At 72.9% G+C, this 23,287-nt stretch carries 19 protein-coding genes; 6 read left to right on the forward strand and 13 right to left on the reverse strand.

All coding sequences use genetic code 11. From position 1 onward, the window contains the following. Positions 1-2: 2 nt before the first annotated feature. The 5 genes from ACR68M_RS13495 to ACR68M_RS13515 all read right to left on the reverse strand — a co-directional run bounded on the left by ACR68M_RS13495 (position 3) and on the right by ACR68M_RS13515 (position 4,251). Complete coding sequence (locus ACR68M_RS13495; protein WP_441250716.1) at positions 3-1,022, reverse strand: LacI family DNA-binding transcriptional regulator; 1,020 nt, start codon at positions 1,020-1,022, stop codon at positions 3-5. 4 nt (positions 1,023-1,026) lie between these two features. Beyond that, positions 1,027-1,359: a DUF4229 domain-containing protein gene (locus tag ACR68M_RS13500; RefSeq protein WP_441250717.1), complete on the reverse strand. Its 333-nt coding sequence runs from the start codon at positions 1,357-1,359 to the stop codon at positions 1,027-1,029. A 98-nt stretch (positions 1,360-1,457) separates the two neighbouring features. Beyond that, entirely contained in the window at positions 1,458-1,982 is a 525-nt protein-coding gene (locus ACR68M_RS13505; RefSeq protein WP_441250718.1) for an N-acetyltransferase family protein, read from the reverse strand. A 37-nt stretch (positions 1,983-2,019) separates the two neighbouring features. Further along, positions 2,020-3,366 (reverse strand): MFS transporter, encoded by a 1,347-nt coding sequence (locus tag ACR68M_RS13510; RefSeq protein ID WP_441250719.1) that lies wholly within the window; start codon positions 3,364-3,366, stop codon positions 2,020-2,022. A 417-nt stretch (positions 3,367-3,783) separates the two neighbouring features. Next, positions 3,784-4,251 (reverse strand): ATP-binding protein, encoded by a 468-nt coding sequence (locus ACR68M_RS13515; protein WP_441250720.1) that lies wholly within the window; start codon positions 4,249-4,251, stop codon positions 3,784-3,786. Positions 4,252-4,793: 542 nt separating this feature from the next. Between ACR68M_RS13515 and ACR68M_RS13520 the strand changes: the two genes are divergently transcribed. Next, positions 4,794-5,849 carry an MDMPI N domain containing protein gene (locus ACR68M_RS13520; protein WP_441250721.1) on the forward strand — a complete coding sequence of 352 codons (1,056 nt, stop codon included), beginning with the start codon at positions 4,794-4,796 and terminating at the stop codon, positions 5,847-5,849. Positions 5,850-5,865: 16 nt separating this feature from the next. Here the strand turns inward: ACR68M_RS13520 and purU are convergent, their stop codons facing one another. Both purU and ACR68M_RS13530 read right to left on the reverse strand, forming a co-directional pair. Further along, entirely contained in the window at positions 5,866-6,732 is an 867-nt protein-coding gene (purU, locus tag ACR68M_RS13525) for a formyltetrahydrofolate deformylase (protein WP_441250722.1), read from the reverse strand. Positions 6,733-6,864: 132 nt separating this feature from the next. Then, complete coding sequence (locus tag ACR68M_RS13530; RefSeq protein ID WP_441250723.1) at positions 6,865-7,311, reverse strand: SCO4402 family protein; 447 nt, start codon at positions 7,309-7,311, stop codon at positions 6,865-6,867. Positions 7,312-7,582: 271 nt separating this feature from the next. On the opposite strand from ACR68M_RS13530, the gene ACR68M_RS13535 reads away from it, so the two are divergent. Further along, entirely contained in the window at positions 7,583-8,875 is a 1,293-nt protein-coding gene (locus ACR68M_RS13535) for an ABC transporter substrate-binding protein (protein ID WP_441250724.1), read from the forward strand. 55 nt (positions 8,876-8,930) lie between these two features. Here ACR68M_RS13535 and ACR68M_RS13540 read toward each other — a convergent pair whose 3' ends face one another. Together ACR68M_RS13540 and ACR68M_RS13545 are read right to left on the reverse strand one after the other, a co-directional pair. Next, positions 8,931-10,025, reverse strand: coding sequence for a hypothetical protein (locus tag ACR68M_RS13540; RefSeq protein ID WP_441250725.1), 1,095 nt, complete (start codon positions 10,023-10,025; stop codon positions 8,931-8,933). Between the two features lie 239 nt (positions 10,026-10,264). Then, positions 10,265-11,641, reverse strand: coding sequence for a transcriptional regulator (locus ACR68M_RS13545; protein WP_441250726.1), 1,377 nt, complete (start codon positions 11,639-11,641; stop codon positions 10,265-10,267). Between the two features lie 374 nt (positions 11,642-12,015). Between ACR68M_RS13545 and ACR68M_RS13550 the strand changes: the two genes are divergently transcribed. After that, positions 12,016-12,726 carry a bifunctional DNA primase/polymerase gene (locus tag ACR68M_RS13550; RefSeq protein ID WP_441250727.1) on the forward strand — a complete coding sequence of 237 codons (711 nt, stop codon included), beginning with the start codon at positions 12,016-12,018 and terminating at the stop codon, positions 12,724-12,726. Positions 12,727-13,133: 407 nt separating this feature from the next. Here ACR68M_RS13550 and ACR68M_RS13555 read toward each other — a convergent pair whose 3' ends face one another. Then, on the reverse strand, positions 13,134-13,826 hold the full coding sequence (locus ACR68M_RS13555; RefSeq protein ID WP_441250728.1) for a metal-dependent transcriptional regulator: 693 nt from the start codon (positions 13,824-13,826) through the stop codon (positions 13,134-13,136). Between the two features lie 213 nt (positions 13,827-14,039). Between ACR68M_RS13555 and ACR68M_RS13560 the strand changes: the two genes are divergently transcribed. The 3 genes from ACR68M_RS13560 to ACR68M_RS13570 all read left to right on the forward strand — a co-directional run bounded on the left by ACR68M_RS13560 (position 14,040) and on the right by ACR68M_RS13570 (position 16,854). Continuing rightward, positions 14,040-14,801 carry a sugar isomerase domain-containing protein gene (locus tag ACR68M_RS13560; protein ID WP_441250729.1) on the forward strand — a complete coding sequence of 254 codons (762 nt, stop codon included), beginning with the start codon at positions 14,040-14,042 and terminating at the stop codon, positions 14,799-14,801. A gap of 174 nt (positions 14,802-14,975) precedes the next feature. After that, complete coding sequence (locus ACR68M_RS13565; RefSeq protein WP_441250730.1) at positions 14,976-15,938, forward strand: DUF4231 domain-containing protein; 963 nt, start codon at positions 14,976-14,978, stop codon at positions 15,936-15,938. A gap of 49 nt (positions 15,939-15,987) precedes the next feature. Further along, a complete protein-coding gene (locus tag ACR68M_RS13570; protein WP_441250731.1) occupies positions 15,988-16,854 on the forward strand; it encodes an alpha/beta fold hydrolase in 867 nt (288 codons plus the stop codon). Here the strand turns inward: ACR68M_RS13570 and ACR68M_RS13575 are convergent. Genes ACR68M_RS13575 through ACR68M_RS13585 form a run of 3 tightly spaced genes read right to left on the reverse strand, consistent with a single transcriptional unit; the run spans position 16,820 to position 23,107 of the window. Beyond that, positions 16,820-17,800, reverse strand: a complete 981-nt coding sequence (locus ACR68M_RS13575) for a 2-hydroxyacid dehydrogenase (RefSeq protein WP_441250732.1) — start codon at positions 17,798-17,800, stop codon at positions 16,820-16,822. The two genes, ACR68M_RS13570 and ACR68M_RS13575, sit on opposite strands and share 35 nt — an antisense overlap. Positions 17,801-17,819: 19 nt before the next feature. Beyond that, the gene (gene fxsT / locus ACR68M_RS13580; protein ID WP_441250733.1) at positions 17,820-21,827 is read right to left on the reverse strand and encodes an FxSxx-COOH system tetratricopeptide repeat protein; all 4,008 of its coding nucleotides are present in this window, start codon (positions 21,825-21,827) and stop codon (positions 17,820-17,822) included. Next, positions 21,824-23,107 carry a TIR-like protein FxsC gene (locus tag ACR68M_RS13585; protein WP_441250734.1) on the reverse strand — a complete coding sequence of 428 codons (1,284 nt, stop codon included), beginning with the start codon at positions 23,105-23,107 and terminating at the stop codon, positions 21,824-21,826. Before ACR68M_RS13585 ends, fxsT begins: the two co-directional genes overlap by 4 nt. Positions 23,108-23,287 lie beyond the last annotated feature (180 nt).

A 23,287-nucleotide genomic window follows, 5' to 3' on the forward strand; every position in this document is an offset into this window, starting at 1 on the left:
CTCTAGGTGCCGATGTGACCGGTCGACGATCTGACGATCAGACTGGTCTCCAGTGGAGCGACCACCGGGGCAGGCTCACCGCGCAGCAGAGCCGCCAAGGCGTCGACGCCCGCCCGGCCCAGCTCCTCGCCCGGGAGGTCGACGGTGGTGAGCGGCGGGGCCAGCAGCGAGGCCACCGGGATGTTGTCGATGCCGACCACCGCGACGTCCGCCGGGATGCGCAGGCCGAGCTCGGCGGCGGCCTGGTAGAGGCCGGAGGCGACCACGTCGTCGTCGCAGACCACGGCCTGCGGCCGGTCCGGTCGGCTCAGCAGCCCGTACGCGGCCGAACTGGCGGCCGCCTGGCCCTCGTTCAGGCTCACCCCGGCCTCCAGCACCTCCAGCCCCCGGGCCCGTGCCGCCGCCTCGAAGGCCGCCTGCCGCACCCGGAAGGTGTACGCCGAGTGGGTCGAACGCAGGTGGCCGATCCGGCGGTGGCCCAGTGCGGCCAGATGTTCGACGGCCGCCCGCATGCCGCCTGCCACGTCGAGCTCGACCGTCGGCCGGGCCGGGTCGGTGACCGGGTCGGCGTCCAGGAAGACCACCGGGGTGGCCGGCGGCAGCTCGCCGAGCTGGCTGTCGTCCGGCGAGCAGATCAGCAGGCCGTCGAAGCGGCTGGTGGTCGCGGCCTCGGCGAGCGTCGCGCTCCCCCAGCCGGAGCTGACCACCACCGCCAGGCCGTGCCGCCCGGCCTCCTCGTGGACGCCCGCGAGTACCCGTCCGAAGAACGGCCCGAGGATGTTCGGCACTGCCAGCAGGATCATCCCGCTCCGGCCCAGCCGCAGCTGCCGCCCGGCGGCCTGCGGCCGGTAGCCGAGCGAACGTGCGGCCTCCCGGACCCGTTCCCGGGTCGCGTCGGAGACGCGGTGGCCCGCCTCGGTGCCCGAGAAGACCAGCGAGACCGTCGCCTGGGAGACCCCGGCGAGCCGCGCCACGTCCCGCCCGGTGGGGCGCTTGGCCGGGGGCTCGGGAGGGAAGGTCACCGGCTCAGTTCTGCGGCGTGGCCGCCGAGCGGGCGGCCTCGTCGATCGCGTCCTCCTCGGCGTTCTGGGCCGCGATCCGGGCGGAGGTCTTCGTCCGCCGCCCCTCGATCTTCGCCACGATCTGCGCCGACATCTCGTCCCGCTGCTTGCTCAGCAGCACGTAGCTCAGCGGCGCCGAGACCAGCCCGGCCACCAGCACCAGGAACACGTACCCCGTCGTCCCCGAGACCGGGATCACCCCGAAGTGGCCCAGCAGCATCGCCACCAGCAGGCAGCCGAGGAAGATGCTGGCCCGCATCGAGGTGTAGCGGAGCGTGGCGTGCGACTTGCTGCTCACGGCGGTGGAGTCCTTCCGGGGTCCTGCGGCGACTGGTCTCCCAGTGAAACACGAGCCCCGCGGCGTACGGACCCAGGGGCGCGGCCGGTCGTGTGCGGCTACTGCCGGAGGTCCAGCCACATGGTGACGTCGTCGCGGTCGTCGCCCGGCGCGACCCTGATCGCCCCGGGGACGCGGCCGACCTCGACGTAGCCGCTGCGGCCGTAGAAGCGTTCGAGCCCCTGGCCGCCGCGCAGGGTGAGCCGCAGGCCGTCCAGGCCCCAGCCACGGGCGATCCGCTCGGCCTCGGCCATCAGCTCGGCGCCGTGGCCGCGCCCCTGGAAGTCGGGGTGCAGCATGACGCGCTTGAGCAGCCGCCAGTGGTCCATCAGCGAGAACCGCATGTCCTCGAAGAACAGCACCCCGGCGACCCGCCCGTCCGCGTACCCGACCAGGAGCCGGTCGGCCTGGCCGGGGCCGACCCCGCCGAACTGCTTCTCGGCCGTCGCCCACACGTCGTCCTCCGTCACGGGCGGGACGAAGCCGACGGAGCCGCCGGCGTTGCTGGCGTCCGTCCAGAGGGTGACGATCTCGGCCCGCAGCTCAGGGGTCAGATCCGGGTCGAGAGCAAAGGTCAGTGTCATACCCCCAGAGCCTAGTAGGCCCTTACGACGCGAGCCCTCACGAGAGCGCCGGCGCGAGCCGCCCGCCGCGCGCCCGCAGCGCGAGGCAGCACAGCACCGCGACCGCGCAGAGCCCGCCCGCCGCGTACCAGGCCGCGTCGTAGTTGCCGAAGTGGTCGCGGGCCAGACCGGCCAGCGCGGCGACGGCCGCCGCGCCGATCTGGTGGGCCGCCAGCACCCAGCCGAAGACGATCGGGGCGTCGGCGCCGAAGTACTGGCGGCAGAGCGCGACCGTCGGCGGCACGGTGGCGACCCAGTCCAGGCCGTAGAACACCACGAAGGCGAGGATCGGCGGGTGCAGCGAACCCGCGAACAGCTGCGGGAGGACGAGCAGCGAGAGGCCGCGCAGCGCGTAGTAGGTGATCAGCAGCGTCCGGGAGTCGAAGCGGTCGGTGAACCAACCGCTGGCTATCGTCCCGACGACGTCGAAGACACCGACCAGGGCGAGCAGGCTCGCGCTGGTGGTGACGGGCATGCCGTGGTCGTGGGCGGCGGGGATGAAGTGGGTGCCGACCAGGCCCGCCGTGGTCGCGCCGCAGATCGCGAAGGAGCCCGCGAGCAGCCAGAACGCCTTGCGGCGGGCGGCCTCCCGGAGCACCCGCAGGCTGCGGGCGAGCGCACTGCCGCCGAGCACCGGGGCGGGCGGCTGCTCGGTCGCGCCGTACGGGAGCAGCCCGAGGTCGGCGGGGCGCTCGCGCATCAGCAGCAGCACCGGGACGGCGACGGCGGTGGCGCAGAGCGAGACCAGGACGACGGCCGTCCGCCAGCCGTGCTGCTCGACCAGCCAGGCGAGCAGCGGCATGAAGACGAGGTTGCCGGCCGCGCTCGCGGCGGTGAGCACGCCGGTGACGAGCCCCTGCCGGGCGGCGAACCAGCGGCCGCTGACGGTGGTGGCGAACGCGCCCGCCATCGAGCCGCTGCCGAGGCCGACCAGCACGCCCCAGCAGAGCACCAGCTGCCAGCTCTGCGTCATCAGCACCGTCAGCCCGGCGCCGGTGGAGATGGTGAGCAGCGCGCAGACCACCACCAGCCGGACGCCGAAGCGGTCCATCAGGGCGGCGGCGAACGGCGCGGTGAGCCCGTAGAGGGTGAGGTTGACCGAGACGGCGCCGGCGATCGTCGCGTGCGACCAGCCGAACTCGGAGTTCAGGGCGTCCATCATCAGGCCGGGCGTCGAGCGGAAGCCGGCCGAGCCGAGCAGGACGAGCAGGGCGACCCCGGCGACGACCCAGGCGTAGTGCAGGCGCGGTGCTCCGGCGGGGGCCGGCTCGGGCGCTGACTCGGGGGCCGGCTCGAGGACGGCCTCGGGGGCGGTCGGGGCTTCTTCGGCGGGTGCGTCGTTCACAGCCCGAGTCTGCTGACCCGGCGGCCGCCGGACGAGGGGTTTGACTGCCAGCTTTCACCAGGATCGAGCCATGCCCGGCCCAGGCAGGCGGCCCGTCGGTCGGATGGCGGCGCGACGTACGCTCCCCATGCCCGTCCGGCGGGCCGCCATCCGTCCCCCGCGTGCGGGGCCCCTACGGACCGTCCGGTCCGTGCCGCACGCCAGCTCTCCGTACTCGTCGAGGAGGTGTCCGATGCGGCCGGCAGCGTGCGGTCCCCCATGCTGGCGCCGTCGGACACGGCCTCGACGTCCCCTCACTCGACGGGGAGCTGCACCCAAGAGTGATCAGTCGGATACGTCACGTCAATGGGTTGTCTGAAATTCGGAATGGTTGGCGCGCATTTCCGGCGCGCGGACGCCCGGTGGGCGTACGGGGGCTCAACCGGCGTACGCACTCTCGGCAGGCGCCGCATCGGCCGGGCGGGCGGCCATCGGGCCCGAGCTGATCTCGCACCAGACCCGCTTCCCGGAGCCCTCCGGGTACCAGCCCCAGCGGTCGCAGAGCAGCTCGACCAGCTCCAGCCCGCGCCCGTTGGTCGCGTCGCCGGGCGCGTGCCGGGGGGCGGGCGCGGCCTGGCTGGCGTCCGCGACCTCGACCCGGACGAGGTCGAAGGAGGCGACCGGCACGGCGCCGCAGACCGGCATCGACAGCCTCAGCACGGCGGGCGACCCGGTGTGCACCACCGCGTTGGTGACCAGCTCGGAGACGACCAGCACCAGCGTCTCGGCGATCGGGGTGTCCGGGTCGAGCCCGTGCCCCTTGAGGCGGGTGCGCACCCAGCGGCGCGCTCGGCCGACCTCGGCAGGGTCCGCCTGGACCGCCAGCTGCACCTGAAGTACCTGCACCGCTCCACCACCCGCACTCGCAGTTCGGCCAAACACCCCGCTGCCCGGCACGGGCTTCGGGGGCTCTTCTCTCGCCGGTCCGGCCGGCCGGCCGCGCACAATCCGAGGCCTGGTCGGACTGCCCATGGCTTCGTCACGAATACGCCTCAGGATGATCCGGCATACCGGTCACAGCAAGCGCTTCAGGCATATTCCAGCGATCGGGGGACACCGCGGTGCATACTGTCCCGCTCACCCTGACGAGCTTCGCACCAGCGGTCGTCCGGCCGGCCGGCCGAGGCGGTGGTAGCGCCCCGCGGACGAGCGTATTGAAAGTACCGCCACGCGGGCCCCAAGGTGCGGCCGCCACGAGCGAACCACCCTCCCTACATGTGTCCACGGCCGGTCGAACATCAACGGCCGGTGCGAGCAGTGGATCTGACGATCCGAAACATCCTTCTTCCTATTCGCACGTTTTCTCCACGCCCGCGCAGACTCCCGGGATACCGTGGGCCGGACCGGGCACGTGGACAGAGGCACGAACGGGGACAGAGGAGAGGCCCATGGCCGCCGTCGACCCCCATGAGGACGACGCGCTGCACCGCCGGTTGGCCGATGGCGAGGAGAGCGCTCTCGGGGAGCTCTACGACCGGTACGCGCCCCCGGCGCACGGCCTCGCCCAGCGCCTGATGGGTGACCAGGCCGCCGCCGAACACCTCACCTGCGAGATCTTCGCCGGCCTCTGGACCAATCCGGGGACGGCCCGGCTCGGCGCCGACGCCGTCCTGGAGGCCGCCGACCCGCTCGACCCGCCCGTGGCGCTGCGTCAGCAGGTGCTCGACCGCTGCCTGGCCCGGCGGCCCGCCCTGCTGCCCGTACCGCCCTGGGCCGCCCCGTACGCGGCCGAGACCGCCCGGCTGGATTCGCTGCTGCGCGACCTCGGGCCCGCGGAGTGGCAGGAGACCGTCGAGCTCGCCTGGCACGGCGGCGTCGAGCGACTGCGGCCGGCCCAGGTGCTCCGGCACCTCGCCGAGGTGGACGCCCGGCTGGCCCCCGCGCTGGGCCTCCCCGCCGACGGCGGCCAGCCCCCGGCACCGGGCGACGAGCGCTCGCACTGGCGGCGGCAGAGCCACGCCCTCGTCCGCCGCGCCGGGCTGGGCGCCGTCGGCACCGCCCTCGTCGACCACGGCTTCGCCGTCCTGCCGCTGCACGACGCCTTCCTCGACCGCGCCTTCGAGTGCTGGATCCACGGCGACGACATCGCCCGCGCCGTCGACTACCCGTACACCCCGCCCGCGCCCAAGCACCTGCGGCTGATGGTCGACCTCGCGGCCCGGATGCTGCCCGCCGCGCTCGCCGCCCGGCCTACCCCCACCCCGCCGCTGCCCCGGCTGGTGCGGCTGGTCGTCGAGGGCCCGGCGGCGGGCGAGTGGCTCGTCCCGCTGGACGGCACCGCCGACAACGCCGACGTGGTCGCCTCGGTGGCCGTCGACGGACTGGAGTTCTGCTACCTGGCCGCCGCCCGCCGCGACCCGGCCCGCCTCCCGGTCGGCCAGTACGGCGACGCGGCGGCGGTGCGGCAGCTCCTGGAGGCGGCGCCCCTGCTCTCCCGCCCCTGAAGGGAGCCCAGGGCGGCTACGTGAAGACGACCGTGCGGGTGCCGTTGAGCAGCACGCGGTGCTCGCTGTGCCACTTCACCGCGCGGGCCAGCGCCTGGCACTCGACGTCACGGCCGACGGCGACCAGCTGGTCGGGGGTGACGTCGTGGGTGACGCGGGCGACCTCCTGCTCGATGATCGGGCCCTCGTCGAGGTCGGCGGTGACGTAGTGCGCGGTCGCGCCGATCAGCTTCACCCCACGGCTGTGGGCCTGGTGGTACGGCCTGGCGCCTTTGAAGCTCGGCAGGAAGGAGTGGTGGATGTTGATGACCCGCCCGGAGAGCGCCTTGCACAGGCCGTCGGAGAGCACCTGCATGTAGCGCGCCAGCACGACCAGGTCGACCTTCTGGTCGGCGACCAGGTCGAGCAGCTGCTGTTCGGCCTCGGCCTTGGTGTCCCGGGTGACGGGGATGTGGTGGAACGGGATGCCGTACGACTGCGTCAGCTCGCGGAAGTCGGTGTGGTTGGAGACCACGGCCGCGATCTCCACCGGCAGGGCGCCGATCCGGGTGCGGAACAGCAGGTCGTTGAGGCAGTGCCCGAACTTGCTGACCATCAGCACCACCCGCATCCGCTCGGCGCTGGGGTGGATCTGCCAGTCCATCCGGAAGGACGCGCCGATGGCGGCGAAGCTCGCCCGCAGCTTCTCCGCGCCGATCCGGCCCTCGGCCGTGAAGTGCACCCGCATGAAGAACAGCCCGCTGTCGGCGTCCCCGAACTGCTGGCTGTCGACGATGTTGCAACCGGTCATGAACAGGTAGCTGGAGACCGCGTGGACGATCCCCTGCTTGTCGGGGCAGGACAGCGTGAGGACGTACTGCGAGGCTGCTGTCTGCTGTTCCACGGTGGGTCGGGTCCTGTCCGCTAGGTCGGCGAGTGGCGCAAGCCGTCCAGCGTGTCACATACCGGACGCCGCGCGCCGATCCGACCGCACTGCGGGACGGGCCTCAGCCGGCCCTGTTCAGCCCGCCCGGGTTCAGCCTGTCCGGGTGAGGATGCGCAGCACCTCCAGCGAACGCGGCTCCGCCTCCGGGTCGTCCCCGTCTGCCAGCGCGAGCTGGACGTGCGCCTCCCGACAGGCCCGGACGGCGTCCGGCCAGCCGGGGTGGGCGAGGTACGCGGCGGCGGGCGCGTCGGCCCCGGTCTCGTGCAGCACCTGGAGGACGCGCAGCACGGCGGCGCTCACCAGCGTGGTCTCGGTGGTGTCGCGGAAGACCGTGCCGAGGTACTTCTCGGCGGGCCAGCGGTCCAGCCAGGTGTCCTCGACCAGCCGGTAGACGGCGTCGGTCACGTCTCCGTAGCCCGCACGGCCGGACAGCCAGGTCTGCTGCTGAAAGGCAGGGTCGGAGAGCATGTGCAGCCCCGAGCGCACGCGGGCGCGCCAGCGCCACCAGGGCAGGTCGTTGATCGGCATGCCGCCCATCGTGCTTGAGCGGTAGCCCGTCCGAGAAGGGTTTCGGGCAGACCGATACGAAGAATCTGTCCGGGTGGTCCCTGCGGCGGGATCTGTACTGGCAACCATGGGAATCGATCGTACGTTCCCCGTCGACACTCCTTCTACACGCGTCATCAGCAATCACCCCCCGGTGTTCCGCTCCCGTTGGCCGCTCGTTCGCTCTCCGGCCCTCTCCGGGCACCCCGCCGCATCGAGGGTGGAGACGGCCGACTGCTGCCGCCTGGGGAGGGACAAGCTCATGTTGTTGACCGGAGCACGCCATGATCGGGGTCCGCGCACGCGGGGACGCCGCCCGGCCGTCGCACTCGCCGCCGCAGCGGCCCTGCTGCCGGCCCTGCTCGCCACCTCCGCCTGCGGCGGCCCGGCGGACGCCGCCGCCACCGGTGGCGGCGAGGTCAGTGTGATGACCTGGGCGCCGTCCGGCACCGGCTCCGCCGACCGGCCCGGCATGACCGACCTCGCCGAGGCCGTCGGCCGCGAGCTCAACGCCAAGGGCGGCCTGGCCGGGCACCCCGTCCACGTCCTCACCTGCAACGAGCACAACACCGCCGAGGGCGCAGCCGACTGCGCCCGGCAGGCCATCGACGCCCACGTGATCGCGGTGGTCGGCTCGTACAGCCAGTACGGCAGCAGCTTCATCTCGCTGCTGGAGGCCGCGAACATCCCCTACCTCGGCGGGTACGGCCTCTCCACCCCCGAGTTCAGCAGCCCGCTCTCCTACCCCGTCGCCGGCGGCACGCCCGCGCTGATCGCGGGCAGCGGCCGCCAGCTCGTCGCGGCGGGCTGCAGGACGGTCGCGCTGATCCGCCCCGACACCCGCGCCGGCGACACCCTGCTCGGCTTCCTCACCGGTGCGCTCAGCACCGAGAAGATCAAGCTGACCGACATCAAGGCCCCCGAGAAGTCCAACGACTACTCGGCCATCGCCCAGCAGGCCATCGGCGCCGACCGCCCCGGCAACTGCGTCACCAGCGCCCTCGGCGCCGAGCCGACCTCCAACCTGCTCGACCCCTACCGGCGGCTCGGCCCCAAGAACACCGTCTTCGCCTCCGTGATCGGCAGCGTCCAGCAGTCCGTGGTCGACTCCACCGGCGGCGACACGGGCCCGCTCAACGGCGCGTACGCGACCGGCTGGTACCCGCCCGAGGCCTCGCATGTCTGGGACGCCCTGCGGGGCACCCTGCACGACTACGCGGACGGCAACGCGATCGACGTCTCCGACCCCGGCGTGCAGACCACCTGGGTCGCCTACGAGGTGATCCGCCAGGTCGCGGCCCGGATCGGCCCCGCCAAGCCGCTCACCGCCAAGTCCGTCCGGAGCGTCCTCGACAGCGGCGACCCGATCGAGACGGCCGGAGCCACCCCTCCGCTCAGCTGGGGCATGACCAACATGCTGCCCAGCGCGGACTCCCCCCGCCTGGTCAACACCTCGGTCACCTTCCAGCAGGTCCAGGGCGGCCGCCTGGTCGAGCAGCAGAACACCTTCGTGGACGTCCGCTGGGTCCTCACCGGCGCCAAGCACCCGTCCTGACGCACCCGTCCTGACGTACTGGGGGCGTTGACCACCAGGGGCGCGGCCGGTTGCGCTACAGCTCCGTCGGGCCCTTGGTGGCGAGCCCGGTCTGGGCCGCCACCGCGTTCCAGAGGGTGGAGGCCTGGCTCTTGGCCTCGCTGGCCTGGCCGCTCGCCGCGTCGGCCTTGCTCAGGTGGTCACTGGAGGCCTTGTTCGGGTCGCAGGCGGCGATCGCGTCCGTCGCGTAGCCCGCGTACTCGCGGTCCGCGGTGGCGGAGGCCTGCCACCCCTTCACCAGCTGCTCGACCAGCTGGCCGCCGCTCGGCAGCTGATCCACCTTCAGGGCGTTGAGCTTCGTCACCAGCCCGTCGCGCTGGGCGGCGGCCTGGGTGAGGGCCTGCTGTGCGTCGGGCAGCTTCTCGCAGCGCTTGACCGAGGCGACCGCGCTGATCACGGCCTGCCGGCTCGCGTTGGCGGTGTCCAGCAGCTCGCCGAGCGACTTCGCCTGGGCCTGCATCTCGGGGCTGACCGAGGCCGCGCCGCTGCCCGTGCTGCTCGGGGCGGTGCTGCCGCCCTTGGCCACCGCGGTGTTCTTGGCCTTGGGCGTGCCGCCGGTGGCGGGGTCGCCGCTCATCAGCACCGCCACGAGGATGCCCGCCGCCACGACGCCCGCGACCACCCCGCCCACGATCAGCTTGGTGTTCGACCGGGGACCGCCGTCCTCCGGCCCGTACCCCTGCCCGGCGGGGGCGTACGCCGGAGGCGCGGGCGGGGCGCCGTACGGCTGCTGCGGCGCACCGTACTGCTGCTGGCCGCCGAAGGTCTGCTGCCCGCCGAAGCTCTGCTGGCCCCCGTACGAGGGCTGCGGCTGGGCGTACTGCTGCTGGCCGCCGTACGAGGGCTGGCCGCCCTGCGCCGGGTTGCCCGTGGGGTACGGCGGGAAGTACTGCGTCTCCGGCGCCTGATCGGCCTGCGGCGGCTGCGGAGCGTACTGCTGGGGTGCCTGCTGGTGCGGTGCCTGCTGGGGGGCCTGCGGCGGCGGGCTCAGGTACTCCGGGCCCGGCTGCTGCTGCGGCGCCTGGGGCGCCTGCGCAGCGTCCGGCTCGGGCCGGAACAGGTCGTCCATGTTGAAGTCGTTGGAGTTGGAGTACGAGCGGCGCTGGCTCAACGCGATTCCTCACCTGTGTGCGGCACCGACTGTGCGAGGGCAGCCGACAGCCTGCGGACGGCCGCTGTCGGCCGTCCGAGCCGTCTCTCCCGTTGCCGCACCCGGGCCTTCCTCGGTTCTTCCGCGCGCTCGTCGACGGCGGACCCCACCTGATCGGCGGGCCGGACACGCGCGACGCCGAATTTTGCGCCCACGCTACCCGTTCACCGGTACAGGTGACTACGCGGCCCGGAGTTCTCTCACGCGGCCTCCACCTCCACCCGTGCCTGGAACTCCCGGACCACCCGGTGATCGCGGTACGGCTCCAGCCTGCGCCGGAACTCGTCCAGGTACTCGACCCCCCGGTTCGACCGCAGCCCGCTCAGCAGCCGGACGGCCTGCGCGCCCGTCTCGCAGGCCCGTTCGACGTCCCGCTGCTGGAGCTGTGCGGTGGCCAGCAGCACCAGGTCGACGGCCCGCCGCCGGACTCGCGTCGGCGGGTGGAGCTCGAGTGCCGTGCGGGCGTACTTCTCGGCCTGCGGCGCCTGGTCGAGATCGCGGTGACAGTGCGCCAACTCGTCGGCCAGGTAGGCCTCGTCGAAGTGCACGATCCAGTCCGGGTCGTCCTCCGGGTTGCGCTGCTCCATCGCCGCCAGCGCCTTCGCCGCGACGGCCTCGCAGGAGCGGGCGTCACCGAGCAGGGCGTGGCCCCGGGCCTCGGCGGCGTAGAACATCGCCATCGCCGTCGGGGTGGCGACCGCACGGGCGCCCTCCTGTGCGGCACGGGCCAGTTGGGCGATCTCGCGCGGGTTGCCGAGCGTCGCCGCGAGGTGGCTCATCGAGGCCGCCAGCACGTACCCGCCGTACCCGCGGTCGTCCGCCGCCTGGGCCAGCCGCAGGGCCTGGATGTAGTAGCGCTGGGCCAGGCCGGGCTGCCCGGTGTCCACCGCCATGTACCCGGCCAGCTCCGTCAGCCGGGCGACGGCGCCGAAGAGCTGACGCCCGGTCTCCTCCCGGTACGCACCGCTCAGCAGCCCCGAGACCACGCTGTTGAGGTAGTGCACGACCACCGGGCGGACGTGCCCGCTGCCGAAGCGGTGGTCCAGCTCGACCAGCATCTGGGTGGTCGCCCGGATCGCCGCGACGTCCGCCATCCCCACCCGGGGGCCGCCCGCGCGGGCCACCACCGGGTCGGGCGGGGTGATCAGCCAGTCCCGGCTGGGCTCCACCAGCGCGGACGCGGCGACCGTCGCCCCCGCGAGGAACTCCCGCCGACCGACGTCGCTGCGCCACAACTCGCAGACCTGGTCGAGTGCGCCGCTGAGGGTGGCGGCGAACTGGAGGCCCACCCCGGAGCTGAGGTTCTTGCCGTCGGCCATGCCGATCTCGTCGACCGTGACCCCCCGGCCGAGCTTGCGGCCGAGCGCCTCGGCGATCACGGCGGGCGCCTGCCCGCGCGGCTGCTGGCCGCGCAGCCAACGCGCCACCGAGGTTTTGTCGTACCGCAGATCGAGCCCGTGCTCGGCGCCGCAGAGGTTCACCCGGCGGGCGAGGCCCGCGTTCGAGCAGCTCGCCTCCTGGATCAGCTGCTGCAGACGCTCATTGGGCTGTCGTGCGACGAGTGGTCTAGCGGCCATGGGCTTCGCCTCCCCACGCCCCCGGCCCTGACCGGCGGGCGACGATTCTGCTGCTCGGTTGCCGACGTGCCGACCGGTTGGGGCTTAGAGTGACCGTCGGTCGGAGGCGGTGCCACGGGCCGACGGCTCTCGCCCGGACGGTCCGCTCGTTCACCCGCCCCCAGTTGACGGTCGGTCTTATGACCCCAGGTTAGCGATCAGCAACACCAGCGGGATACCCACCGTGACCAACCCGCTCCCCACGCGCCCTGCCAAATGCACCCATGCGCCCCTGCCTGCGCCGGTTGCGACCCCCTCGTCCGTTCCCCGGTGTCTCGTACGTGTTCCCTCCCTTTCGACCGTAACCCCGTTCACCCCGAGTAGTTGAGCACAGCGTGGAAGACACCCCAGGAGCCCCCGAACAGGGCCTGCCCCCGCTGCTCATCGAAGCCGTCCGCTACGCGGAGGACCGCCACTGGGAGGTAGCCCCCGGCACCTGGCTGATCGACGGCGACGGCCCGGCCCGGTGCTCCTGCGGCGACCGCCACTGCGAGCTGCCCGGCGCCCACCCGACCACCGAGGACTGGCGCCGCAAGGCGAGCGCCGGGCCGGGCGTGGTGCGGCGCTGGTGGACGGAGAACCCGCAGGCGTCGATCCTGCTCCCGACCGGCCGCAGCTTCGACGCCCTGGACGTGCCGGAGACCGCGGGCTGCCTGGCGCTGGCCCGGATGGAACGGCTGGAGCTCCAGCTCGGCCCGGTGGTGAACGTCCCCGCGGCGGCCGGCCAGAGCGGGCGCCGACTGCTCTTCCTCGTCCTGCCCGGCACCCTCGCCAAGCTGCCCGACCTGCTCCGCCGGCTCGGCTGGGCCCCCGGGCGCCTCGACCTGGTCGGCCGGGGCGAGGGGGACTGGATCGTCGCCCCGCCCTCCCGGATCGGCGCCTACGGGTTCGCCCAGTGGGCCCGGCCGCCGTCGGCGCTGAACCGCTGGCTGCCGGACGCGGGCGAGCTGGTCAGCCCGCTGGCGTACGCCTGCGGCCGGGCGGCGCAGCCCGCGCGCGCCCCGCAGCCGGCTGCCCAACCCACCCAGTCGGCGGCCGCCCGCTGACCCCCCGGAACGGCCGCCCTACGCCTATCGGGTGAGGGCGCGCTCTGCGCGAAAACCCCGCGCGCGACCGACGGGCCTTGTCTCCCACCGGAGGCAGGGTCCGTCGGGCTGTATAGGCGGTAAGAGATCCGTCTACCCGATCACCAAGGTCGAAAGCCCCTCGTACGAGTGACGACGCTCAAGGATTGCGGTGATCTGCCGAGGGGAGGATTTCCTCCGAAGGCAGCCGGAGGGGGCTCGGACGGGGAAGCCGAGCTCGGCGAAGCGGAGGGGACAGGGGGGGTGTGGCACCGGTCGCGCTCGGGGTGACCGGTGGCACGGCAGGGAGGGACAGCTCGGCCCGGTGCATGGGGATGCACCGGGCCGGACCTGTTCCTGGCGTGCGGGCGGCTGAGGCCCGTCCGGTTCTAGGCCCTCGCCACGAAGACGTGCATCGCGATGTCCTTGCCGAGCTCCACCGCCGTCGCTCCGTCGCCGACCTGGACGCCCCCGGCGGCGGCCGCCACCCGGACGGTCGCGCCCGGCCGGACGCCGGCCCGGCTGAGCGTCCGCATCAGGTCCTCGTCGGTCTGGATCGGCTCGCCGATCCGGCGGACGATGACGCTGCTGCCCTCCTCGCCGGGCCGCACCGCGTCCAGCGTGACGAGGGCCGCGTCGAAGCCCTCCCCCTCGGCCTTGGTGTCGCCGAGCTCGTCCAGCCCGGGGATGGGGTTGCCGTAGGGCGACTGGGTCGGGTGCCCGAGCATGGCGAGCACCTTGCGCTCGACCGTCTCGCTCATCACGTGCTCCCAGCGGCAGGCCTCCTCGTGCACCTGCTCCCACTCCAGGCCGATCACGTCGACCAGCAGGCACTCCGCGATGCGGTGCTTGCGCATCACGCGGACGGCGAGCCGGCGGCCGTCCTCGGTGAGTTCGAGGTGACGGTCCCCGGCGACCCGGAGCAGGCCGTCGCGCTCCATCCGGCCAACGGTCTGGCTCACCGTCGGGCCGCTCTGCTCCAGCCGCTCGGCGATCCGGGCGCGCATCGGGGTGATGCCTTCCTCCTCCAGCTCCAGAATGGTGCGAAGGTACATCTCAGTGGTGTCGATCAGCCCAGACATCGCCGCTGGCTCCGTTCCTCGGTGTACTCATCGCCAATTCTGACGTACCGCACCGACGGACGCGGACGCCCGACCCCGTGCCTCGTCACTTTCTGTCCCTGTTGACAGCGGGACACCCCAGGCCGCACGGTGCTCGCCGTAGCTTTCTCCATTGCTTTTTCTCCCTCAGCGGTCTGGACCACCCCGACCGCCCCGGCTCGGTACGGAGATCTGATGAGCGACCTGGTCCAGCAGTACTTCGACGCCGCGCTCTCCCAGCTCCAGCGGGTCCGCGACGAGGAGGCCGACCGGATCGAGGAGGCTGCCGAGCTGCTGGCCGAGGCGGTGGCGGAGGGTCGGCGGATCTTCACCTTCGGAGCGGGGCACTCCTCGCTGGCCGCGCAGGACGTGGTCTACCGGGCCGGCGGGCTGGTCGTGATCAACCTGCTGAACGTCCCGGGGATGACGGGGGTCAACGTGATGCCCGCACCGCTGGGCAGCGCGCTCGAACGCGTCGCCGGTCTGGCGACCGCCACGCTCGACCTCACCCCGGCCCGGGAGGGCGACCTGCTGTTCGTCGTCTCGCTCTCCGGACGCCAGGTGATGCCCGTCGAGCTGGCCCGGCACGCCCGCGCCCGAGGGCTGCGGGTGATCGGGGTGACGTCGCTCGCGTACCCGGCGGAAGTCGGCTCCAACCACCCCTCCGGCACCTTCCTCAAGGACAACTGCGACGTGGTGCTGGACAGCAAGATCGCCGTCGGCGACGGCGAGCTCAGCACGCCGGGCGCCGAGACGCCGTTCGGTTCGGTCTCGACGGTCGTCACCAGCGCCCTGATGCAGGCCGTGGTCGCGTCCGCGATCGGACGACTGACCGAACGCGGAATCACCCCTCCGTTGTTCCGCTCCGGCAACGTCGACGGCGGCACGGAGTGGAACGCCAAGGTGATGGCCGACAACGCCGACCGGATCTTCTACGCGCACCCGCCCCGCCGCTGACCGGTCGGCCTACGCGCGACGCCCCCCGCGCGCTCCCCACATGGCCCGTACCACCCCTGTTCCGCACGGCAGTTGACGTTCATACTGGCTGGACACCAGGCGTAGACGGGACGACCGGCAGAAGCGGCAGCGACGGTGCGGGGGGCCTGAATGGCGGCAGGATCGGCGCATTCGATGGGCAGGGTGCGGGAGGACGACCTGCTGCCGGGCCTGTTCTGGACGGCCGACTCCTCCTCCCTCCAGGGGCAGCGACGGGCCGTCTCGCTCTCCTTCTGGGAGCTGCTGCTGCTGGTCGCGGCCGCCGCCACCGGCTCCGCCGACGGCAAGCTGTGGGCCTGGCTGGCCGCCGCCGCCTACCTGGCGACCGTCGCCCTGGCGACCGTCGCGAGCCGGCAGAACCCGCAGGGGCTCTGGTACGAGGGCCGGGCCGCCGCCGAGTCCGTGAAGACGCTCTCCTGGAAGTACGCCGTCCGGGCCGACGCCTACCAGCCGCCGCCGAAGAGCCTGCCGGACGCCGAACGGCTGTACGACGTCCAACTCGGGGGCATTATCAGCCAGTTCGGCACCAGCCGGGCGATCCCGCAGGCCGGCCAGGTGGAGGCCGAACTCCGGCTCTGGCGCGGCCCGCTGGCCGGGCGGCCGGCCGGCCACCCGCAGATCACCGAGACCATGCGGCAGTTGCGCGGCCAGCCGCTCGCCGTACGCCGCGAGGTGTACCTGCGCGAACGCGTGCTGGCCCAGCGGGACTGGTACCGCGACAAGGCCCGCCGGTGCGCCAACGCCAGCCGCCGGGCCAGCGCCCTCGGGATCGTGCTGCCGCTGCTCGGGCTCGTCCTCGCCGTGCTCCGCGCCCTCGGCTGGTACAGCTACGACGCGCTCGGCACGCTCTCCGCCGTCGCCGCCTCCGTCGCCGCCTGGGCGCAGCTGCGCCAGTACCGGCCGCAGGCCGCTGCCTACACCCTCGCCGCCTCCGAACTCTCGATGATCGAGGTGCAGTTGGGGCGCCTCCCGCTGGACACCCCCGAAGCGGAGGAGACCTGGGCCCGGCTCGCCCGGGACGCCGAGGACGCCATCTCCCGCGAGCACACCACCTGGCAGGCCCGCCGCGAGGTCCGCACCCCGGACGTGGCCGGCTGACCCGACCCGCTCGCTCCCGCAGGCCCCTGCCCGACCCAGGAGGTACCGAGTGACGCTCCATCTGGTCGAAGCCGCCGACGGCCGCACGCTGGCGGTCGACCGCCTCGGAGACCCGAAGGGCCGGCCGGTCTTCCTGCTGCACGGCACCCCCGGCAGCCGGGTCGGCCCGCTGCCGCGCACCTCCGTGCTCTACCGGCTGGGCGTGCTGCTGATCTCCTACGACCGCCCCGGGTACGGCGGCTCCACCCGGCTGCCGGGCCGCCGGGTCGCCTCGGCGGCGGCCGACGTCACCACCATCGCGGACGCCTTCGGGGTGGGCGACTTCGCCGTGCTGGGCCGCTCCGGCGGCGGGCCGCACGCACTGGCCTGCGCGGCGCTGCTCCCCGAACGGGTGACCCGGATGGCCGCGCTGGTCAGCCTGGCCCCCCGGAACGCGGACGGGCTGGACTGGTACGGCGGGATGACGGCCTCCAACATCCGCGAGTACACCGACGTCGAGCGCGGCATCCAGCACTTCGGCACCAGCTTCCGCCTGCGGTCCCAGCTGATCCGGGACGACCCGGCCGCGCTGATCCGGGACTTGGTGCCCGAACTCCCGCCCACCGACCGGACGCTGGTCACCGACTACGGAATCCGCCGGATGCTGCTGAACACCTTCCGGGAGGCCTTCCGGTACGGCGCGGACGGCTGGATCGACGACGTCCTGGCGTTCACCAGCGACTGGGGTTTCAAGGTCGAGGACATCGACGTCCCGTCCCGGCTCTGGCACGGCACCGACGACCAGTTCTCACCGGTCGACCACTCCCGCTGGCTGGCCGACCGCATCCCCGGCGCCGACTTCTACCTGGAGCCCGGCGCGGCCCACTTCGGGGCCCTGAAGGTCATGGCCGAGGCACTGAACTGGGCGGCGGGCTGACCAACGTGGGCGGCTGGCCGCCGCCCAGCACGGCGAGCAGGTTGTCGACGGCGAGGCCGCCCATCGCCTGCCGGGTGCGGGTGGTGGCGCTGCCGAGGTGCGGTGCGAGGACGGCCCGCTCCTGGGCCAACAGCTCGGCGGGGACGGCCGGTTCACGTTCGAAGTTGTCGACGGCCGCCGCGAAGAGCGCCCCCGAGTCGAGGGCGGCGGCCAGCGCGGTCTCGTCGACGACTCCGGCCGTCATGCTCACGAGCACCGCGCCCTGCGGGAGTTGGGCGATCCGGCGGGCGTCGAGCAGGCCCCGGGTGGCGTCGGAGAGCGGGCAGGTGACCACCAGGACGGTGGACTGCGCGAGCAGGTCGTCCAGCGGGAGCCAGCCCGCCCCCGCCTCCGACTCGGTCGGCAGCCGCGAACGGTTGTGGTAGCTGACCGGCATGTCGAAGGCGGCGGCGCGGCGGGCCACCGCCCGGCCGATCCGTCCCATCCCGAGAACGCCCAGCGGCGTGCCGGAGAGCTCCATCCCGAGCAGGAAATTGGGCGCCCAGACCCAGGGCTGCCCGGATCGCAGCAGCCGCTCGCCCTCGCCGAGCCGGCGGGTGGCGGCGAGCAGCAGCGCCCAGGCCATGTCGGCGGTGGCGTCGGTGAGCACGCCGGGCGTGTTGCTGACCAGCACGCCCCGGGCGGCGCAGGCCGCGACGTCCACGTTGTGGTACCCGACGGCGTGGTTGGCGACGATCCGCAGGCCGGGCCCGGCGGCGGCCAGGAACTCCTCGTCCACCACGTCGTCCAGCGTGGTCAGCACGGCCGCCTTCCCCGCGGCGGCGGCCAGCAGGGCCGCCCGGGGCATGGGCAGGTCGTCGTCGTGCAGCGTGACGTCGACGTGCGGCGTGAGCCGCTCCAGCACACCGGGAGCGAGCCGACGGGTGACGAGTACCTTGGGCAGCATGCAGCGAACCTAACAGCCCTCACCAGGGCTGCGGCTCCAGATCCCGGTTGATGCGCTTCCAGCCCCGGGCGGAGACGGTGTTGGGGTGTTCGACGCCGAACAGCCGCAGCAGCTCGGCGACGGCGTGCTCGCGCAGGGTGTTGGCCTCGTTGGTCTGCCCGGCCTTGCGGAGCGTGATGGCGAGGTTGGCCTCGGCGGCGATGGCGTCGGGGTGGCTGGGGCTGTAGCGGTTGCACAGGCCCGCGTGGGCGGTGCGGCAGAGCTCCTCGGAGGTGACGAGGTCACCCGACTCGCCGTGGGCGTTGGCGAGGTTGATCATCGCGTTGAGGGTGAAGGGGTGGTCGGGGCCGAGGACGCGCTGCAGCCCGGTGACGGTGTGCCGGCCGCGCCGGACGGCCTCGTCGATCTCGCCGCTGCCGCGCAGGTAGATGCCGAGGTTGTTCTCGCAGGCGAGGGTGAAGGGGTGCTCGTCGCCGAACAGCCGCCGGTGGCCCTCGAAGACGACCGTGGCGAGGTCGCGGGCGGTCTCCTTGTCGCCGGAGGCGCTGTGGTCGGCGGCGAGGTTGAGCGCGCAGGCGAGCGTCTCGGCGTTCTCGGCGCCGTACCGGTCGAGGTAGCGCTCGTAGGTCTGGAGGGTGATCTGCCGGGCCTCGCGGAGCTGGCCGTCGCGCCGCAGGGAGACGGCCAGCGACTTGGCGTTGCGGAGGTTCTCGGGCAGGTCGGGCTGGAGCACCGCGTCGAGTTCGACGGTGACCTCGCGGAGCAGCTCGATCGAGCCCTTGTAGTCCCCGGCCTCGCGCAGGTCGCGGGCCAGGTTGGACTTGCTGGAGAGGGTGTAGGGGTGGCGCGGGCCGAGCACGGCGAGCCGGCGGTCGAAGGTGTCCTGGTCGAGGTCGCGGGCGGCCTCGCTGTCGCCGACGAGGCGGTAGTCGATGGCGAGGTTGTTGGCACTGGAGAGCGTGCGGGCGTTCTCGTCGCCGAACAACTCCCGGAAGCGGCCGAAGGTTTCGAGGTCGAGGTCGAGGGCCTCCTGGAAGCGGCCGAGGGCCCGGAGGTCGGCGCCGAGCGATCCGGCGGTCATCAGGGTGTACGGGTTGCGGTCGCCGAGCAGCTCCTTCTGGCCGGCCAGCGTCTCCTCGTCCAGCGCCAGCGCTTCGGCGTAACTGCCCTGGGAGCGGAGGACGTTGGCGTGCTGGAAGTTGAGGCTGAAGATCTGCCGCCGGAGGTTGCGGCGGTCGATCTCGCCGTGTTCGGTCGCCAACCGGGAGACCCAGGTGCTGTCGAGCTGTTCGGCGAGGCGGCGGGCGCGGTCGTGGTCTGCGCGCTTCCAGAGGTAGCGGACGCGGTCGATGAGCAGTTCGCGGGTCTCGCGCTCGTCGCAGTCCTGGGCGCGGGAGGGCGCGAGGTGCGGCCAGATCCGTTCGAAGCGCGGCCAGTTCTCCGGGTTGTCGGTGTCACCGAGGGTGGGCCGGGCGCCGACCAGGATGCGGTGCACCTCGTGCATCGCGGCGACCCGGTCGTCCTCGGTCATCTCGGAGCGGACGACGGCCTGCACCAGCCGGTGCACCTGGAGGCTGTTGCTGCCCGCGTCGACCTTGGCGAGGGCGTACCGGCCGACGTCCTGGATGACCTTGCCGAGCATGAAGGTGTCGCTCAGCTCCTCGTCGTACTGGACGAGCGAGCGGATCATCTGGTCGCTGTAGAAGAGGTCCATCGAGATCGGCTCGGGCGCGAAGAACGCGCAGAGCTGCAACAGCCGCACCGCTGCCGGGGACTGCTGGCGGAGCCGGGCGATGGAGACGTTCCAGGTCGCGCCGACCTGGGTGGGGTAGTCGGCGGGGCGGCCGACCGAGAGGGCGCGCGTCGCCTCGTCGTGCAGCTGGTCGACGTAGGTGTCGACGGGGGTGCGGGTGGTGTCGAGCCAGGCGGCGGCGACCTCGACGGCGAGCGGCAGGTCGCCGACCGCCTCGGCGACACGGTCGGCGTCGCGCCGGGAGAGGCCGCGGGTGCGGCGGGTCAGGTGCTCGATACTCTCGCCGCGGGTGAAGACGTCGACGCCGAGCACCCCGGCCTGGCCGGACCAGGCCTGGTTGCGGGAGGTGACCAGGATGTGGCCGGAGCCGCCGGGGAAGTACCGCCGGATGTCGGCGGGTTCGTCGGCGTTGTCGAAGATCAGCAGCCAGCGGGAGGTCGGGGTGCCCCGGCGCAGCGCGTCGCGGGCGGCCTCGGCGTCCTCGTTGACGCCGCCGACGCGCAGGCCGAGCCGCCCGGCGAGTTCGGCGAGCGCGGGGGCGATCAGGTCGGTCTGCTCGGCGTCGATCCACCAGACCAGGTCGTAGTGCGACATGTACCGGTGGGCGTACTCCAGCGCGAGCTGGGTCTTGCCGACACCGCCGAGGCCGTACAGCGTCTGCGGGGTGGGCAGCACGACGGTAGGGCCGCCGACGAGCTGGTCGCGCAGGTCGTCGAGCACCTGGGAGCGGCCGGTGAAGGAGGGGTTGCGCTGGGGCACCGACCAGTAGAGCGGCTTGGTGCCGGGGAAGCGCGGCACCTCGGCGGTGGAGTCGTCGAGCACGGCGTCGGCCCGGCCGAGGGCGCGCAGCAGGGTGAGCGCGGCCTGCGCCTCGTCGCGGCCGACCAGGTCGACGGGGTTGCGGCTGTTGAACGGCGCGGTGAGCCGGACGTCGCTGACCCGGACGGGCACCAGTTGGCGGCGCGTCCCGCCGGTGTCGAAGCCGGCCATCGAGTCCCAGAGCGCCCGTGCCTGCGGGGAGCGCAGGTAGGCGGCGGAGAAGACCGCGATGGTCCGGTACGCGGCGTCGATGCCGCGCTCGGTGTCGGAGCGGGAGTCGGCCCCGGCGCCGACGTCCCTGGGCACCACCCGGAAGCCGGCGCCGGTGAGGACGGCGGCGATCCAGTCCGCCCACATCCGGTCCTCGGGGACGTAGCTGAGGTAGAGGTCGGCGGGCACGCTGGGGCGGCGCCGGGTGTAGGCGTCGACCCAGTGCAGCCGGACGTCCTCGTCGATCGGCGGCAGGCCACTGACCCGGCCCTGGGTGAGCACCGAGGTGAGCCGCTCGCAGGCGGCGAGCATCGAGGTCGGGGCTCCGGGCTGGTCGCCGAAGGTCGCGAGGATCTCCTCGTAGGCGTAGAACGGCCGGTACGGGATCTCCACCGAGCCCCAGTACTGGGCGAGTTCGTCCTCGGCGAGGCCCTCGGGCAGACCGCCGAAGCGCATCCGGGCGAGGGCCCGGCCGGCGTCGGCCTTCTCCTTCTCGCCCTCGTCGATGCGCATCGGCACGGGGAGGATACGGATGCCCCGGTCGCGGTAGCGGTCGTTGATGTGCTGGGCGATCTTCGAGGCGCCCTCGATGCTCTGGTCGCTGAGGGTGAAGCAGACGACCAGGTCGTCGGGCATCTGCACGGTGCAGATCTCGGCGATGTCGGAGAGGCCGGTGCGGCTGTCGATCAGGATGTAGTCGTAGCGGCGGCTCATGTCGCGGCGGAGCGCGTCGAAGAACTGGCCGCCGTCGAAACGGTCGTAGAAGAGGTCCCAGTCGAGCCGCCCGACGGTCTCCGAGTAGTCGCGGTTGGGCTGCCCGGCGGAGAGGAAGTCGAGGCTGCCGCCGGCGGGGAAGAGCTGCCAGTTGAGCGAGAGCGCGTGCTGGTGCACGCGGGCGAAGTCCTCGTGCCAGCCGGGCAGGTGCTCGACCTCGCGGAGCGCCTCCTCGCGGTACTCGGTGATCAGGTCCATCATGCCGGTGGTCCCGGTCAAGGCCGCCTGGTCGAGGAACGGCCGGAAGAACTTGGCCAGGCCGGGCGCTTCGAGGTCCCAGTCGACGGTGAGCACCCGGAAGCCGTTGGCGGCGAGGATCCAGGCCGTGTTGGCGAGCGTCATGGTGCGGCCGGTGCCGCCCTTGTACGAGTAGAACGTGACGATCCGGCCCTGCCTGTCCTCCTCGGCGGCGGACGGTCCGTCCGCGGCCTCCGTGCCGAGCCGGAAGTTCCTGGTCGGGTCCTCGGTCATGACTCTCCTCCCCCTGGGGTTCCCGGTTGGTCGAAGGCGGCTCGCAGATCCGGCCGCCGCGAGCCGGTCTGCCCGCCCTGGGCCCGCCGGGAGCGGTCCACGAAGGCGTACTTGGCGCGCATCGCGGCCTTGGGCAGGGCGTCCTCGAAGTCCTCCATGGTGGCCAGCCCGGTGGAGTCGCCCTGGAAGCTGGGCTTGGCCTCGCGGTGCTTGTGGCGCAGCGCGCCGTCGCTCAGTGCGCCGAGCTCCCCGTCGTTCCGGGTGCAGTCCGGGTCGTCGGTGTTCCACGGCTCCAGCACGCTCACCCAGGGCGGGTTCTTGCGGTCGAACTTCTTGACGATCTCCCGGCGTTGGTCGTCCCGCAGGGCCCACCGGTCGAGCAGCAGCAGGCCGGGGGCGGCCGGTTCGGCGTCCGCCAGGATCTCCTTGACCTCCTCGTCGAACTCGTGGACGCTCGGGTGGAAGCCGAGCTGCTTCGCCACCCGCACCGCGTGGTCGGCCAACGGCCGTCCGCCGTGCGGCCGGTAGGGCTGCCAGTCGGTCCGGCGCTGCCCGTAGAAGTCGGGGTTGCGGGTCTCCGGCAGCTCGGCCTGGTGGCAGGAGAACACCGAGATCCGCAACGGGTTGGCGCTCGGCCGGACTTCGAAGGCGCTGGGCTCCGACTGGAAGTCCACCGGCCGCCCGACCGGGATGACCATGCCCTCGGCGACGTCCACGATCCGCCGGGCCAGCCGGAAGACGGCGATCTCGTAACTCGTCCGGAAGTAGCTCAGCTTCATCAGGGCGTACAGGCCCTCGGCCGCGTAGTCGGGCCCGAAACTGCTGTGGTTGAACTGGAGTTGGCTGGCGACCTCGGGCAGCGGGACTTTGTCCGCGGCGACCCAGAGCACCGGCACGATGCCGGTGGTGAGCTCCGAGTTCTGGCTGCCCTGGAAGACCGGCCGCCGGGTGAAGGCGTGCCACTCCTGGCCGCAGGCCACGCTGTTGAAGTAGCGCGGCGCGTAGAGCGGCACGAAGACCCGGCAGGTGGCCAGCTCCTTGGCGAGCCGCTGCGCCCACCGCTCGCCCTGGTGCATGGACTGGTCCATGAAGCCGACGGGGGCGCCCTCGGGCAGGTCCGTCAGCTGGAGGATGGCCTCGCAGAGGTCCTCGTACAGTTTGCGCACCCAGTGGTTCGGGTCTCCGGCCCCTCTCGTCCCCGCGCGCGGGGTGTGGGCGTAGCTGAGGAAGAAGTACGGTCGCACCGTGCCCTCGTCCCAACCACCAGGGTCGTCGTCCACACGCGCCTCCCCCGAGACCTTCCGGTGTGTTGGTGGTGCCCTGTCCCAGACGTGGCCCGGTGTGGGCTCAGTCCTCAGTTGCGTCGTTCCCCCACAGAGGGCCTTCAGTCTAGGAACACCCGGTGCCCATGGGAATAGCGCCGCAGCAGCCTCGACGTGCACAGGGGAAGTAAGGTTGTC

The sequence above is a fragment of the Kitasatospora sp. McL0602 genome (assembly GCF_052076145.1).
Lineage (GTDB): Bacteria > Actinomycetota > Actinomycetes > Streptomycetales > Streptomycetaceae > Kitasatospora.